Origin of the sequence: Achromobacter aloeverae, from assembly GCF_004121055.1 — a bacterium.
GTDB lineage: Bacteria > Pseudomonadota > Gammaproteobacteria > Burkholderiales > Burkholderiaceae_B > Bordetella_C > Bordetella_C aloeverae.
Window position 1 is genome coordinate 398,141 of the sequence record NZ_PYAL01000003.1, and the last position, 15,160, is coordinate 413,300.

The 15,160-nt window shown below is 67.4% G+C and carries 10 protein-coding genes; 1 reads left to right on the forward strand and 9 read right to left on the reverse strand.

Going from position 1 to position 15,160, the window contains the following annotated elements; translation table 11 throughout:
• Nucleotides 1-72: 72 nt before the first annotated feature.
• The gene (locus tag C7R54_RS12830; protein ID WP_129150816.1) at nt 73-645 is read right to left on the reverse strand and encodes a GNAT family N-acetyltransferase; all 573 of its coding nucleotides are present in this window, start codon (nt 643-645) and stop codon (nt 73-75) included.
• Nucleotides 646-1,021: 376 nt separating this feature from the next.
• Between C7R54_RS12830 and ilvD the strand changes: the two genes are divergently transcribed.
• Nucleotides 1,022-2,884 carry a dihydroxy-acid dehydratase gene (ilvD, locus tag C7R54_RS12835; RefSeq protein ID WP_129150817.1) on the forward strand — a complete coding sequence of 621 codons (1,863 nt, stop codon included), beginning with the start codon at nt 1,022-1,024 and terminating at the stop codon, nt 2,882-2,884.
• A 118-nt stretch (nt 2,885-3,002) separates the two neighbouring features.
• Here ilvD and C7R54_RS12840 read toward each other — a convergent pair whose 3' ends face one another.
• The 8 genes from C7R54_RS12840 to C7R54_RS12875 form a co-directional block, all read right to left on the reverse strand.
• A complete protein-coding gene (locus C7R54_RS12840) occupies nt 3,003-5,405 on the reverse strand; it encodes a TonB-dependent siderophore receptor (protein ID WP_204524329.1) in 2,403 nt (800 codons plus the stop codon).
• 210 nt (nt 5,406-5,615) lie between these two features.
• Complete coding sequence (locus C7R54_RS12845) at nt 5,616-6,617, reverse strand: FecR family protein (RefSeq protein ID WP_240039501.1); 1,002 nt, start codon at nt 6,615-6,617, stop codon at nt 5,616-5,618.
• A 16-nt stretch (nt 6,618-6,633) separates the two neighbouring features.
• Nucleotides 6,634-7,173 (reverse strand): sigma-70 family RNA polymerase sigma factor, encoded by a 540-nt coding sequence (locus C7R54_RS12850; protein ID WP_129151060.1) that lies wholly within the window; start codon nt 7,171-7,173, stop codon nt 6,634-6,636.
• Nucleotides 7,174-7,298: 125 nt separating this feature from the next.
• On the reverse strand, nt 7,299-8,636 hold the full coding sequence (locus C7R54_RS12855; protein ID WP_129150819.1) for an NAD(P)H-dependent oxidoreductase: 1,338 nt from the start codon (nt 8,634-8,636) through the stop codon (nt 7,299-7,301).
• A gap of 107 nt (nt 8,637-8,743) precedes the next feature.
• A complete protein-coding gene (locus tag C7R54_RS12860; RefSeq protein ID WP_129150820.1) occupies nt 8,744-9,304 on the reverse strand; it encodes a 5'-3'-deoxyribonucleotidase in 561 nt (186 codons plus the stop codon).
• 74 nt (nt 9,305-9,378) lie between these two features.
• The gene (gene thpR, locus C7R54_RS12865; protein WP_129150821.1) at nt 9,379-10,005 is read right to left on the reverse strand and encodes an RNA 2',3'-cyclic phosphodiesterase; all 627 of its coding nucleotides are present in this window, start codon (nt 10,003-10,005) and stop codon (nt 9,379-9,381) included.
• Nucleotides 10,006-10,221: 216 nt separating this feature from the next.
• Nucleotides 10,222-11,775: an efflux transporter outer membrane subunit gene (locus C7R54_RS12870; protein ID WP_129150822.1), complete on the reverse strand. Its 1,554-nt coding sequence runs from the start codon at nt 11,773-11,775 to the stop codon at nt 10,222-10,224.
• A gap of 17 nt (nt 11,776-11,792) precedes the next feature.
• The gene (locus C7R54_RS12875) at nt 11,793-15,035 is read right to left on the reverse strand and encodes an efflux RND transporter permease subunit (protein ID WP_129150823.1); all 3,243 of its coding nucleotides are present in this window, start codon (nt 15,033-15,035) and stop codon (nt 11,793-11,795) included.
• Between the last annotated feature and the right edge of the window lie 125 nt (nt 15,036-15,160).

Here is a 15,160-nt window from a genome sequence, read left to right on the forward strand (position 1 = left end):
CCAAGCCTGGCCGGCGCCTGGTCAGGCCGGCTCGGGAGGCCTGGTCCGCTGGCGCGGCCGCGATTCCGGCGATCAGGCCGGCTTCCTGGGCGCCGGCTCCTCCGTATCGCCCGGCCCCAACGCCCGCTGCATCAATACCGTATCGCGCCACTGGCCCAGCTTGTAGCCCACCGACCGCAGCGTGCCCACCGGATGGAAGCCGCAACGCGCATGCAGGGCCAGCGATGCGGCATTGGCGCTGTCGCCGACCACCGCCAGCATCTGGCGCCACCCTTGTTCGGTGCAGCGCTTGATCAGTGTTTTGAGCAATGTCGCGCCGATGCCGCGCCCGGCCATGCCAGGCTTCACATAGACCGAATCTTCGCAAGTATTGCCGTAGGCGGGGCGAGGCCGGTACAGCGTGGCATACGCATATCCGACCACCACGCCATCGAGCTCCGCCACCAGGTAGGGCAGGCCGGCGGCCAATACCCCGGCGTGGCGCTGCAGAAGCTCATCCACCGTGGGCGCCGTCAGCTCGAAGGAAGCCGTGCCGTGCAGCACGTGGTGTTCGTAGATGGCCTGGATGGCGATGAAGTCGGCGCGAACCGCGTCGCGGACGGCAAGCGAGGACGAAGGGGCGGAGGCTGAAGGGGCGGAGGACATGATGCGGCGGCTCGGGAGGCAAAGGGCCGTACACGGATTTCGACGGCCTCGGTAACGGTAGCGGCCGCTAGTGTGCACCGAGCACGCACGGCTGACCAGCGCAGCCATGGCGCCGATCCGGGCGTGTCCCGGTCCTGGCAAAACGTGTTCCAATACCCCGCGCTGGATGAAGCATAGGGGCAGCCCGGGGTAATAACCGGCCAGCTTCTAGGATTCAAAGGCTCGTCACGCAGGTAGCGTAGTTAGAATTGTTAACGTCGCGTTGTTGGCAATTTCATAACAAAATGTAAATATCGCCCGGACGGCGATGGCGAGGAGACCTCGGCCTAGCCGTTATCATGTAGACATTTCCCCCCTGGCAAGACCGAGAAAAATCATGCCGCACTATCGTTCCCGCACTTCCACCCACGGCCGTAACATGGCCGGCGCGCGCGCCTTGTGGCGCGCCACCGGCATGAAGGACGGCGATTTTGGTAAACCCATCGTCGCGGTGGTCAATTCCTTTACCCAGTTCGTACCCGGCCACGTGCACCTGCGCGACCTGGGCGCGCTGGTGGCGCGCCAGATCGAGGAATCCGGCGCGGTCGCCAAGGAGTTCAACACCATCGCCGTCGACGACGGCATCGCCATGGGGCATGGCGGCATGCTGTATTCGCTGCCGTCGCGCGAACTGATCGCCGACTCGGTCGAATACATGGTCAATGCGCACTGCGCCGACGCCATGGTCTGCATCTCGAATTGCGACAAGATCACGCCGGGGATGCTGATGGCCGCCATGCGGTTGAACATTCCCGTGGTGTTCGTTTCGGGCGGTCCGATGGAAGCGGGCAAGGTGAAGGCCCCGACCCAGGCCAAGATCGCCGCCAAGATCGACCTGATCGACGCCATGATCAAGGCCGCCGACCCCACGGTGTCGGACGCCGACGTGGCCGAGGTCGAGCGTAGCGCCTGCCCGACGTGCGGCTCCTGTTCCGGCATGTTCACCGCCAATTCGATGAACTGCCTGACCGAAGCCCTGGGTCTGGCCCTGCCGGGCAACGGCACCATCGTGGCCACGCACGCCTGGCGCAAGGGCCTGTTCGAAGAAGCGGGCCGCCTGGTGGTCGACCTGTGCCGCCGCTACTACGAACAGGACGACGCGTCGGTCCTGCCGCGCAACATCGCCACCCGCGCCGCCTTCGAGAACGCCATGACGCTGGACGTCGCCATGGGCGGTTCGACCAATACCGTGCTGCACCTGCTGGCGGCCGTGCAGGAGGCCGGCGTCGATTTCACGATGGCCGACATCGACCGCATTTCGCGCAAGGCGCCGTGCCTGTGCAAGGCGGCGCCGGCGACGGACAAGTACCACATCGAGGACATCCATCGCGCCGGCGGCGTGATCGGCATCCTGGCCGAACTGGGGCGCGGCGGCCTGCTCGACCTGTCGGCGGGCAACGTGCACAGCGGCACGCTGGGCAATGCCATCGCCAAGTGGGACATTCAGGTCGAAGGCAACGAGGAAGCCAGGAAGTTCTTCCGCGCAGCCCCCGGCGGCGTGCCCACGCAAGTGGCCTTCAGCCAGGACGCGACGTACCTGACGCTGGACACCGACCGCAAGACCGGCGGCATCCGCGACATCGAGCACGCCTACTCCAAGGACGGCGGCCTGGCCGTGCTGTATGGCAACCTGGCCGAAAAGGGTTGCATCGTGAAGACCGCCGGCGTCGATGAAAGCCAGCTGGTGTTCAACGGCCGCGCCCGCGTGTTCCAGAGCCAGGACGAAGCCGTCGACGGCATCCTGGGCGACAAGGTGCAGCCGGGCGACGTGGTGGTGATCCGCTACGAAGGGCCCAAGGGCGGTCCCGGCATGCAGGAAATGCTGTATCCCACGTCCTACCTGAAGTCCAAGGGCCTGGGCAAGGTGTGCGCGTTGTTCACCGACGGCCGCTTCTCCGGCGGCTCATCGGGCCTGGTGATCGGCCACGCTTCTCCCGAAGCGGCCGAGGGCGGCAACATCGCCCTGGTCAAGGATGGCGATCCGATCAATATCGACATCCCGAAGCGCCTGATCCACCTGGACATCAGCGACGCCGAACTGGCCAAGCGCCGCGCCGAAATGGAAGCCCTGGGCCACGACGCCTGGCAGCCGCTGGGCCGCGAGCGCGAGGTGTCGCAGGCCTTGCAGGCCTACGCCGCCCTGGCGACGTCGGCCGACCGCGGCGCCGTGCGCGACGTCAGCCAGCTGCGCCGCAAGTAACCGTGGGTGCGGCGCTTGGCGCCGCATCCATAGGCGCAATGAAAAACCACGTCCTTCAGGGCGTGGTTTTTTCTTTACCGTGGTCGCGGGCTGATGTGCCCGCACCCGCTCCATGCGGCTACATGCGATAGCGCAGGGTCGCGTAAACGGCGCGCGGATCGCCGTAGTAGCAACTCACCGTATCGCAGGACGCCTTGTATTTCCGGTCGAAGAGGTTGGTCGCGTTGATCTGCAGGCTGATACGCTTGTTGATGTCGTACTTCGCCGACGCATCGAAGACGGCATGGCCGCCCACCGAGACTTCGTTGGCGCTGTCGCCGAACGTCTGCCCGACATAGCGCACGCCGGCGCCGACGGTCAGGTTGCCGCGCCAGCCGTCGCCGGGAATGGTGTAGTCCAGCCACGCTGACGCCAGATGGTTGGGCACATGGTCGGGACGATTGCCGGTATTGCCCTCGATGCCGTCGCTGAGAATGCGGCCGTGCCAGTACGAATAGGCCAGCGACGCGTTCAGGCGCTCGGCCAGCGCGAACTTGCCTTCCAATTCGAGCCCGCGCACGCCTACCTTGCCGATCTGGCGCTGCTCGGTTTCGGAAATGGCGTCCGGGACATTCGTCTGCTTCAGGTCGAACACGGACGCGGTGAACAGCGCATCCGTGCCGGCCGGCCGGTACTTGATCCCCGCCTCGTACTGCGTCCCGTCCTGCGGCTTGAGCGAACCGCCCACCGTGTAGCCGTTGGCGGTGGGCGCCACCAGGGGCTGGAACGATTCCGAGTAGTTCACATAGGTCGCCAGCCCCTCCGTCCACTTGTAGGTCAGACCGATGCGTTTGGTGAAGGCGGACGCCGTGTCGTTGTCCTGTGTTCCGGTGTCGTAGTAGATGGCCTTGGTGTTCACATGGTCCTGGCGCACGCCCAGCGTGAGTATCCAGGGGCCGTATGTCAGCTGCTCCTGGCCATAGAGGCCCAGGGCCTGCTGCTTGACGCGCCAGTTCACATAGGGGTCGAGGCTGATGCTCGAACGGCCGGTGTAGACGGGATGGTAGATGTCTATTCCCGGCGCGCTTCCCAGCAGGATATTCTCGTGCGTGTTGTCGTCGGTGTAGTCGAAGCCGGCCAGCGTCTTGCTCTCGATCGACTTCCACCGCGCGTCGTACTGGACCTGGTTGTCGATCGTGTAGCGGTCGCTCTTGCCCGCCACCGAAAACGCCGTGCGGTCCACGGTCGGATCTATCGTCGCGCCGTAGACATCCGCATAGTCCAGGTCGATGTGCGTATAGCGCGCGTTGGACCGGACCGTCCACCCGTTGCCGAACTTGTGTTCGAACAGCCAGCCAACGTCACTCTGGCGCGTATTGAAATGGTGAAAGCTGGGTTCGCCCAGGAATTTGTTCAGGCTGAGGTCCACGTCGGCCGGAAAAGACCGTGCCGTCGAGCTTTCCCGCTTGCTGTAGTCGGCCAGCAGCGTCAACGTGGTGTTGGCGTCAGGGCTGTAGGTCAGCGCGGGCGCGATGTACAGGCGGTTGTCCTTGGTGTAGTCGTAGCCGTAGTCGGCGTTCTGCCACATGCCGGTGAGACGGTATTTCCACTTGCCTGCCTCATCGACCGGGCCGCCCACATCGAAGCCGGCTTCATGGTGGCCCGCGCCCTGCGTGGTGTATAGCTCGGCCAGGGGTTCGTCCGTGGGCCGCTTGGTGATGGCGTTGACCAGCCCGCCGGGGGCGTTCAGGCCGAACAGGCTGGACGTCGAACCCTTCAGCACGTCCACGCGCTCCAGCCCGTAGGGTTCGACGCGGCTGGCGGTAAACCATGCCGGAACGCGCGCAGGCAGGCCGTCCCGATAGGTTCCCAGGGTGGTTTCGTCAAAACCGCGGATGCGGAAGTAGTCGTAGCGATCATCGGCGCCATATTCATCGACGGCGACGCTGGACGTGTACGCGATGGCCTGTTGAAGGTTCTGCACGCCGCGGGTGTCCATTTCCTGGCGCGTCACCACCGACACGGCGGCAGGGATGTCGACGATGGGCGTATCGGTCTTGGTGCCCACCGCGGTGTCCGTCGCCACGAAGCCCGCGGTGTCGGCGGCGCTGCCGGTGACCGACACGGTCGGCAGCGTGGTCTCGCCCGCGACGGGTGGCCGCGGGGCGGCACGCAGTACATAGCCGCCGCCCGCCTGCGGCGCGGCTTCGACGCCGCTGCCCATCAGCAGGCGGTCCAGGCCATTCGCCGCGGAATACCTGCCTTGCAGCCCTTGCGTCGTTGCGGCCTTGACCAGGGCGGCGTCATAGGAAAGATTGAGCCGCGCAATGCCGGCATATTGGGTCAGCGCGGTGTCCAATGGTCCCGCCGGGATATCGAAAGACAGCAGCGCGGCGGAAGGAGCAGCCTGGGCATGAACGGCCGGCATGGCGGCGACGGTGGCCAGCGCCAGGCTAGCCGTCCGCAGTGCGAAGGCGAGGGGCAGGCGGCCAGGCCGGGCCGGGCCGCGGACGGCGCGGGGCGATGGAACGGTAAGGGTCATGGTTCTCTTCTCGGGGGCATGGAGTCCAAGGAGTGGGAGAGCGTCGAAAGCAGCGCTCTTTCCTCCTATGCCGGACGAGTATCGGGATCCCCTCATTTTTTTATTCGGTGCTGCGCCGGGCCCAAGGACGTGGGGTTGCCCTGCGAGGGCGGCGGCAGTCGCGCCGAGCCGCGGGTTTCTTGCCGTGGCGGCGGCGCTGCCGGCCTTGCGTCATGCCGTGGACGGCTCCACGCTCACCCAGAAGCGGGTCCGGCTGACCACCCGCAAGGCATGCGTCCGCGCCAGGAAACGCAGGGCTTCGTCGGTGTCGCGCACCTGGTAGATGCCCGACACCCGGGTGGCGGCGATGCGCGGGTCGCAGGCGATGCGGCCCGCGCGGTAGCGGGCCAGTTCGGCCAGCAGGTCGTCCAGGCGCGCGTCCTCGGCGACGATGACGCCCTGCGCCCAGCTGTCTTCGCGCAGGCCGGTGGCCATGGCGGGCAAGGCGCGCGCACGGTCGAACCACCAGCGCTGCCCGGCCTGCGCGAGCAGGCCGTCGCCATTCGCCAGATGCAGCCGAACCGCGCCTTCCTGGACGCTCAGCCGTGCGCCTCCATGCGCCAGCCGCACGTCGAAGCGCGTCCCGAATGCCTGGAGGGACCCATAGGGTGTCCGCACCCAGAACGGGCGGTGAGCGGGGCTGTCCTGTCCGGTCGTGACCAGGATCTCGCCTCGCCGCAATATCAGCTGGCGCCGATCGCGTTCGAACTCGGCACTGATGGCGCTATCGGTGTTGAGGGCGACGCTCGTGCCGTCGTCCAGGGTCCATGCCCGCTGGTCGCCGATGCCGGTGCTGTAGTCGGCGAACAGGCGCTGCCACGGGGCCCTGTCATAGGTGGCCTTGCCGGCCAGCGCGCTGGCGCCGCCCACGGCCAGCCATGCCAGCACGCGGCGCCGGCCGGAGGCCCTGGCCGCCGCGGCGGCGTCGGCGCGACGCAAGGTGTCGGCCACGAGCGCGGCGGGACCGTGGCCTCCGTCTGTCGACAGCGATTGCACGCGCAGCCAGGCGGCGGCATGCGCGGGCGCGGCCTGGCGCCAGGCCTCGAATGCGCGCCGCGTCTCTTCGCCGGGCGCATTGAAGTGCAGCTTGACCGCCCAGCGGATCGCCGCGTCGATGGCGCTTTCAGGGATGCCGGAGTCAGCGCGGCCGGGTCCGCTTGCAGCCGGATTCACGCTCGTGCATGCCCGCTCATGACTCGTACCGCGCCGCATAGCACAGCCGCAGCGCGGCCGCGAGGTCTCGCTCCACGGTCGCCAGCGATACGCCCAGGCGCGCGCCGATGGCCGGGCAGGATATTCCTTCCAACCGGGCCCACATAAAGACCTGGCGCGCGCGACGCGGCAACCGGGCGAGCGCGTAGTCGATCGCCGCCAGGGTCTGGAACAGGCCCAGCCGCTCTTCCGGCGACGGCGCCACGGGCTCGGGCAGGCTGGCCAGGGCCTCGACCCAGGCGCGTTCCAGTTCGCGGCGGCGCCACAGGTCGACCAGCAGCCCTTTCGCGATGGTGGTCAGGAAGGCGCGCGGCTGGCGCATGGATACCGGTTCCGACTTGGCCAGCAAGCGGACGAAGGTGTCCTGCGCAAGATCGGCGGCGTCGCAAGCGTTGTTATCCAGCCGCCGCTGCAGCCAGCCTTGCAGCCAGCCGTGATGCTGGCGATATAGCGTCTGCAAGGCATGCTGCACCCGCAGCTCGGTGGCGGAAAGGGCACCGGGCCCGGCCTCTCGCATGGACATGGAAACAGCGCATATATAAATAGGAACGATTCCCATTTATATATCAATCTGTCCCTATCCTGCAATGCCGCGCGGCCTGGGAGGCTAATTTCTCCTTATTTCCGGCGAAGCAGCGGGCATCAGCGATGCCCGCCTTCCATTTCCCGGCGGAACTGCACCACCGGGGAGTCGGCGTCGTATTCCACGTCGGACCAGCGCAGGGCCTGGGTGGCGCGGACGTTGGTCTTCAGCTTGACGTTGTGCGCCAGGCCCAGGGGCAGGTAGCCGCCCTCGACGGAGTCGCGCGCCGGCATCAGGCGGCCGTAGACCGTATAGCCGCCTTCGCCATCGAGCACCGTGCCGGCCGCGAGCTCGCGCTTGGCGGTGGCGACGACATCGCCGTGCCAGCCGGCCGGCGCGCCGGTGGGTTCGCGCCGCAGGGCGGCGCTGGCCACGCTGATGCCCAGTTCCATGCCCATCAGGTGGTAGGGCTTGTACATGGCGGAGTAGTTGCCGCTGGGATCGGTGACCACCCCGTATTCCCGGAAGCAGCGGCGGACGTAGTCGCTGTCGGCCGCCAGGGTGATATAGACGCCCCAGCGCAGGTCGCGATAGACGGGCCGGCCGTCGCGTTCCAGCGAGGAGACCGTTTCCACCTGTCCGCGATGGTGCAGCATGCCGCCGTCCTCGCGCGGCCGCAGGACACGCGCCAGGTCGTCGACGCCGCAGGGCGGGAAGTGCAGGCCGGACGGCGCCGGCAGCAGGCCCGTCGCATTGGATACGGCGGCCATCTCGATGGCGCTCTTGGTGCCGTCGAGGAAGCTGTTGAACATCTGCGCGTTGAAATCGCCAGCCGCCACCATTTCCGGCGTGAAGCCGTAATAGGGCCAGACAGTGTCGGGGGTGGAGGTATGGAAAGCCGGCAGGTACTTGGTGCCCTTGCCGGCGGCGATGACCTCGAAGCCGCTGGCGCGCGCCCAGTCGACCATTTCACAGATCAGGGCTGGCTGGTCGCCGTAGGCGAGGGAGTAGACGATGCCGGCTTCGCGGGCCTTGCGAGCCAGCAAGGGTCCCGCCAGCGCGTCGGCTTCGACATTCACCATGATGATGTGCTTGCCATGCTCGCAGCACGCCAGCACGTGGCGGATGCCGGCGGCGGCGTTGCCGGTGGCGTCGATCACCACGTCCACGTCGCCATGGGCGATCACGCGGTCGGTCTCGTCGGTACAGAAGACGCCGCCCCCGCGTCGCGCGTCGCCAATGGACTTGGCCTGCAAGGCGGCCGCTGGCCAGCCTACCTTGGTCAGTGCCGCGCGGGCGGCATCGGGCCTGAGGTCCGCCACCGCCACCAGGCGCATGCCCGGCGTGCGATGCGCCTGGCTGAGAAACATGGAACCGAACTTGCCCGCCCCGATCAGGGCCACCCCGACCGGTTTTTCTTCCGACTCGCGCTGCTTGAGCATGCGATAAAGGTTCATGATCTTTGTCTTCCCCCTGCGGATGGCGCGGCCGGCTCCGGACCGGCGCCAGCACGCTTGCCATGAAAGGATAGCCCTTCTGGCTTGTCGTTCATATGGCAATAACGCTACCGGTCCGAACGGTAAAGTTCGCCGCCCAGGACATTGCGCCAGTTGGCCCACGTCATGCGCGGCTGGTCCGTTACCTGACGGTTGTACGGCGCGTCATAGATGATGTGGCGCCAGTGGGGGCGGACGGCGCCGGCAATGGCGGCCCGGTCATCGACCAGGATATCGCCGTGCACCAGGGTCTTGTCCCGCGTAAGGATGAGGCGCTCGGTCCAGGGCCGCCCCAGATGGCGCTCGACCCAGTGGTATTTCTCCGCCACGTTGTTCTCGTACTGGCGCAGCGGGGAACTGCAGATGCGCACGTCCAGGCCCAGCTCCAGCAGCTCCCGGGCCGCCTCGACTGCCCCGGGCACCGGCGGCAGGTTGCGGATGAACCCCGGCTCCGTATAGATGGCCTCGGCGCGGTCGCGCAGCTCCGGCGGATAGTCCTCCAGGATATGGAAGGACTTGCGATCGTCGTATTCGACGGGCGGAATGTCCGGATGACGCTGGCGCCAGGCGTCCAGGAACGCATGTTCGAAATCGGCCAGCACGCCGTCTTGGTCGAGCAGGATCAACATACTATGCAGGGCGTTCCGGGGAAGTCGGCCGGCCGGGGATACGGGACGGCGGGAATGGGATGATAACCCTGCCGTCACCGGCTGGCGGCCTTGACGATATAGCGCGACTGGCCGTCCTGCGCCGACTGCACCAGCACGCAGCGCTCATAGTGCCAGTCCAGCGCTGGCGGGGAAGGGGGCGGCGGCGCCGCCGTGTCCGCATTGCGGAGCAGGGTGACATGCGGACGAAAAGGATGATCGGGCCGCAGGTCGCCCAGTGCGCCGAGGTCCCGCCACAGGGCTGCCACTTCGGCGGCGAGCGCCGGCGCGCCATCGCCGGGCCCGGCCCAGACGATGCGCTGGCGGGGAAAGACGCCGTAGCGGTCCAGGCGCAGGGTGCCGGGCGCGAAGGGCCGTTGCAGCGTTAGCCGTATCAGCGGCTCGACCAGTTCTGCCGGCACCTGGCCGAGGAAGGCCAGGGTGAGGTGCAAGGTCTCGGCCCGCATTGCGCGGCCGCCGCAGGTCGCCTGTGCCTGCGCGGACCATGCCGCCAGCGCGCGCACCGTGGCGGCGTCCGGCCACAATGCGAAGAACAGGCGCACCGGCCTCGCCGCGGCTGCCGTGTCCGACGCTGCCGATGCGGCTGTTGCACCTGAAGCGCCGCGCGCCGTGTCCGGGACGACGGGCGCCGCCGGCGTGTCATCGCGGGGGGCATTGTTCATGGCTGTGTTCCTTTCAGGAAACGAGGCGCCATGGCGGTGCCTTTCCTGGGGCGTGGCGATGGCGCCTCATATGATGCCCGAAACCGAGACCCCAAAGCCGAAACCCGAGACCCACTGCCCGGAAACACCTGTGCCGCATCCCATGGCCTGAAACACGCCGCAGGCCCAGGGGAATGCCGGGGCCCAGCTGCGGCCCCGGGGCGACGCCGCAGCCGATCAGCGCGCGGCCACCGGGACGGCCGGCGCCGTGCCAGCCTGCCCGGCCGGAGCAGCCGTCGCCTTGGCGGACGGCTGCTCGATCTTGCCGGTGTCGCCGACCTGCGGCGTGGGCAGGCTCCAGCCGCCGCCCAGCGCGCGGATCAGGTTGACCGTGGACAGCGCCCGCGCGCCATCCAGCTGCACGGAGATGCGCTGCTGCGCCAGCACCGTCCGGTCGGAGTCGATCACGTCCAGATAGCTGATCGATCCTTCCTTGTACTGCGTGTGCGACAGCTGGGCGGCCCGCGACGACGCCTGCACCGCGCGATCCTGCGCGCCGATCTGGTCGTCCAGGATGCGCAGGCTGGCCAGGTTGTCCTCCACTTCGCGGAAGGCGCCCAGCACGCTCTGGCGATAGTTGGCGACGTCCTCTTCGTAGACCGCGCGGGCGCGGTCCAGGCCGGCCTGCCGGCGTCCCGCGTCGAAGATCGGCAGGCTGAGCATCGCACCCGTCAGCGGACCCAGCAGGAAAGTGCGGCTGGACCATTGGAACAGGTGTCCCAGTTCCGACGATTCGTAGCCGGCATAGCCGGTGATGTTCAGTTGCGGGAAGAAGGCCGCGCGCGCCGCGCCGATACGGTCGTTGGCGGCGGCCATCGCGCGTTCGGCGGCCGCGATGTCCGGACGGCGTTCGAGCAGGCCCGACGGCAGCCCGGCGGGAACGCGCAGGTCGATGCGCGCCAGCGGCGTGGCCGGCAGCGAGAATTCCGACGGCGCCAGGCCCAGCAGCACGGCCAGCGCGTGTTCGGCGGCGGCCCGGTTGCGGTCGATGCCCAAGGCTTCGGATTGCGCGGATGCCAGTTCGGAACGGGCTCGCGCCACGTCCAGCTCGCTGATGTCGCCTTCCTTGTAGCGGCGCTCGACCAGCTTCAGGGTCTGCTCGCGCAGGTCCAGCGTCTGCACGTAGACCTGGCGTTCGGCGTCGAGCTGCCGCACCTGGAAGTAGTTCTGCGCCACATCGGCCTGCAAGGCCAGCTGTACCGAACGCAGCAGGGCTTCGCTCTGTTGCGCGTCGGCGGTGGCGGCGTCGACGGTGGACGATACGCGGCCGAACAGGTCCGCCTCGTACGAGACACCCGCCTGCGCACGCCACAGCGTGCTGGACGTGGCCGGACCGTCGTCGGCCAGGCCTTGCGAGGCCGGCGAAGCACGTTGGCGCGTCGGCCCGAAGTTGGCGGTGACTTCCGGGAACAGGCTGGAGCGGGCCTGCCGTTGCAGGGCGCGCGCCTGCGCCAGGCGCGCGGCCGCCGCCTTGAGGCTCTGGTTGGCGGCCTGCGCCTGGACTTCCAGGCGGTTCAGTTGTTCGTCCTTGAACAATTCCCACCAGGCGCCGCGCAATTGGTCTTCGGCGGGTTGGGCGGTCTTCCACTGCCCGGCCTGGTCGGCCGGCAGGGCTTCCTTGAAGGCCGCCGAGGCGGGGGCGGCTGGACGCTCATAGGTGGGCGTTACCGAGCAGCCCGCCAGGACCAGCGTCGTCAGCAAGGACATGGAAAAGCGTTGCAGGTGCTTCATGTCGATTCATCCAGATATCAATGTTCGGCGGCGATGGCCGGCGTGGCGGACGTGGCAGGCGCGTGCGCCTTCCCGCTGTCGTCTTCGCCGTGCCCCGTCACCGGCGCCTCGTGCTTGGCGGCCGAATGCAGCGGACGTGGGTTGATGCTGCGCAGGACCACGTAGAACACCGGCGTCAGGAACAACCCGAACAGCGTTACGCCCAGCATGCCGAAGAACACCGCCACGCCCATCGCATGACGCATTTCCGAACCGGCGCCCGACGAGAACACCAGCGGCACCACGCCCATGATGAAGGCGATGGACGTCATCAGGATGGGGCGCAGGCGCAGGCGGCTGGCCTCGATCGCGGCTTGCAGCGGCTTGTGGCCTTGCAGTTCGAGTTCGCGGGCGAACTCCACGATCAGGATGGCGTTCTTCGCCGACAGCCCCACCAGCACCATCAGGCCGATCTGCGTGAAGATGTTGTTGTCGCCCTGGGTCAGGTAGACGCCGGTCAGGGCCGCCAGGATGCTCATGGGCACGATCAGGATCACCGCCAGGGGCAGGGTGAGGCTCTCGTACATGGCGGCCAGCACCAGGAACACCAGCAGCACGCTGATCGGGAAGACCCAGATGCCGGCGTTGCCCGCCAGGATCTGCTGGTACGTCAGGTCGGTCCACTCGAACTTGATGCCGCGCGGCAGCGTGGCCGCGGCGACGCGCTCGGCTGCCTCCTTGGCCTGGTCGGACGAGTAGCCCGGGGCCGGGCCGCCGTTGATGTCGGCGGCGGTATAGCCGTTGTAGCGCACCACCATTTCCGGTCCGTAGGTCTCCGACACGCGCACCAGCGAGGACAGCGGCACCATCTCGCCGGCGGCGTTGCGCGTCTTCAGCAGGCCGATGTCCTCGGCGTGGGCGCGGAAGGGCGCGTCAGCCTGGGCCCGGACCTGGAAGACGCGGCCGAAGCGGTTGAAGTCGTTCACGTAGAGCGAGCCCAGGTAGACCTGCATGGTGTCGAAAACGTCGGTCACCTGCACGCCCAGCTGCTTGGCCTTGACGCGGTCCAGCTTGACGTCCAGCTGCGGCACGTTGATCTGGTAGTTCGAGAAGGAACGTCCCAGTTCGGGTTGCTTGGCTGCCTCTGCCGTGAACGCCTGGACGGCGCGGTCCAGGGCTTCGTAGCCCAGCGCGGCGCGATCCTCGATTTGCAGCTTGAAACCGCCCAGCGTGCCCAGGCCCATCACGGGTGGCGGCGGGAACACGGCGATGAAGGCATCCTTCAGGCCGCCGAATTTCTGGTTCAGCGACGCCGCGATCTTGTCCGCGCTCAGGCCTTCGCGGTTGCGTTCCTCGAAGGACTTCAACGTGACGAACACGATGCCGGCGCTGGAGCTGTTGGTGAAGCCGTTGATCGACAGGCCGGGGAAGGACACCGCGTGATCGACGCCGGGTTCCTTCAGGGCGATGTCGCCCATGCGCCGTATGACGTCCTCGGTGCGGTCCAGCGCGGCGCCGTTGGGCAGTTGCGCGAAGCCCACCAGGTACTGCTTGTCCTGGGCCGGCACGAAGCCGCCGGGAACCAGGTAGGAAATTCCCACCGTGCCGCCCAGCAGCAGGGCATAGACCAGCAGGCTGGCCGACTTGCGCTTGATCACGCCGCCCACGCCCACCGAATAGCGGTCCGAGGCTCGGTTGAAGACATGGTTGAAGCGGCGGAAGAAACCGCCCAGCACCTTGTTCATGGCGCGCGTCAACGCATCCGGCTTGGCGTGGTGGTCCTTCAGCAGCAGCGCGGACAGGGCCGGCGACAGGGTCAGCGAGTTGAAGGCCGAGATCACGGTGGAGATCGTGATCGTCATGGCGAACTGCTTGTAGAACTGGCCGGTCAGGCCGGTCATGAAGGCCAGCGGCACGAACACGGCGGCCAGGGTCAGCGCGATGGCGATGATGGGACCGCTCACTTCCCGCATGGCGCGGTAGGTGGCCTCGCGCGGCGACAGCCCCGCGGAGATGTTCCGCTCGACGTTCTCCACCACCACGATGGCGTCGTCCACCACGATGCCGATGGCCAGCACCATGCCGAACAGCGACAGCGCGTTGATCGAGTAGCCGAACAGCAGCAGCAGGGAGAAGGTGCCTATGATGGACACCGGCACCGCCAGCAGGGGGATCAGCGAGGCGCGCCAGGTCTGCAGGAAGACGATCACCACGATCACCACCAGCGCGATCGCCTCCAGCAGGGTGTGGATCACCGCCTCGATACTGGCGCGGACGAACTGGGTGGGGTCATAGACCACGTCGAACTTCACCGAGGGCGGGAAGTCCTTGGACAGGTCGGCCATGGCTTCGCGCACCTGCTTGGACACGTCCAGCGCGTTGGCGCCCGGTGCCTGCATGATGCCCAGCGCCACGGCCGGCTTGTTGTCCAGCAGCGACCGCAGGCCATACTCGGCGGCGTCCAGTTCCACGCGGGCGACGTCGCCCAGGCGGGTCACGCCGCCATTGGGCGAGGTCTTCAGCACGATGTCGCGGAATTCGTCCTCGCTTTGCAGGCGGCCCTGGGTATTGACGTTCAACTGCAGCGGCACGTCGGGCAGGGACGGCGACGAACCGATCACGCCGGCGGCCACCTGGACGTTCTGTTCACGGATCGCGCGCACCACGTCGGTGGCGGTCATGCCGTGCTCGGCCACTTTCTGCGGATCCAGCCAGATGCGCATCGAGTAGTCGCCCGAGCCCCACAGCTGCACGTCGCCCACGCCGTTGATGCGCGACAGCCTGTCCTTGACGTTGAGCACCGCGTAATTGCGCAGGTAGGTCATGTCATAGCGGTTGTCCGGCGAAATCAGGTGCACCACCAGGGTCAGGGTGGGCGAGCTCTTGGCGGTCGTCACGCCCAGGCGCTGCACGTCGTCGGGCAGGCGCGGCAGCGCCTGCGAGACACGGTTCTGCACCAGCTGCTGGGCCTTGTCCGGATCCACGCCCAGGCGGAAATAGACCGTCAGGGTCATGTTGCCGTCGCTATTGGCCTGGGCCTGCATGTACAGCATGTTCTCGACGCCGTTGATCTGCTCTTCCAGTGGCGCGGCCACGGTTTCGGCGATCACCTTGGGGTTGGCGCCCGGATACTGCGCGTGCACCACCACCGACGGCGGCACCACTTCCGGGTATTCCGAGATCGGCAGCTGGAACATGGCCAGCAGGCCGCCCAGCAGGATGAGCACCGACAGCACGCCCGCGAAGATCGGGCGGTCGATGAAGAATTTGGAGATATTCATGATTCGGCTCTTGGTTCGATTCGACGCTATCGGCGCGCGGCGTCCGCCCCCCGGCTGGCCGGAGCGCTGTACGCGCGGTCGATTCGAAGCGCTGCTTGAACGGGTCTTGGAGACGCGGCTCCGTC

Excerpts from the sequence above, each read along its gene's own strand:
- C7R54_RS12850 (WP_129151060.1), bottom strand. The coding sequence starts at position 7,173 with ATGCGAGAGGCCGGGCCCGGTGCCCTTTCCGCCACCGAGCTGCGGGTG.
- ilvD (WP_129150817.1), top strand. The coding sequence starts at position 1,022 with ATGCCGCACTATCGTTCCCGCACTTCCACCCACGGCCGTAACATGGCC.
- C7R54_RS12870 (WP_129150822.1), bottom strand. The coding sequence starts at position 11,775 with ATGAAGCACCTGCAACGCTTTTCCATGTCCTTGCTGACGACGCTGGTC.
- C7R54_RS12860 (WP_129150820.1), bottom strand. The coding sequence starts at position 9,304 with ATGTTGATCCTGCTCGACCAAGACGGCGTGCTGGCCGATTTCGAACAT.
- C7R54_RS12875 (WP_129150823.1), bottom strand. The coding sequence starts at position 15,035 with ATGAATATCTCCAAATTCTTCATCGACCGCCCGATCTTCGCGGGCGTG.
- C7R54_RS12830 (WP_129150816.1), bottom strand. The coding sequence starts at position 645 with ATGTCCTCCGCCCCTTCAGCCTCCGCCCCTTCGTCCTCGCTTGCCGTC.
- C7R54_RS12855 (WP_129150819.1), bottom strand. The coding sequence starts at position 8,636 with ATGAACCTTTATCGCATGCTCAAGCAGCGCGAGTCGGAAGAAAAACCG.
- C7R54_RS12840 (WP_204524329.1), bottom strand. The coding sequence starts at position 5,405 with ATGACCCTTACCGTTCCATCGCCCCGCGCCGTCCGCGGCCCGGCCCGG.
- thpR (WP_129150821.1), bottom strand. The coding sequence starts at position 10,005 with ATGAACAATGCCCCCCGCGATGACACGCCGGCGGCGCCCGTCGTCCCG.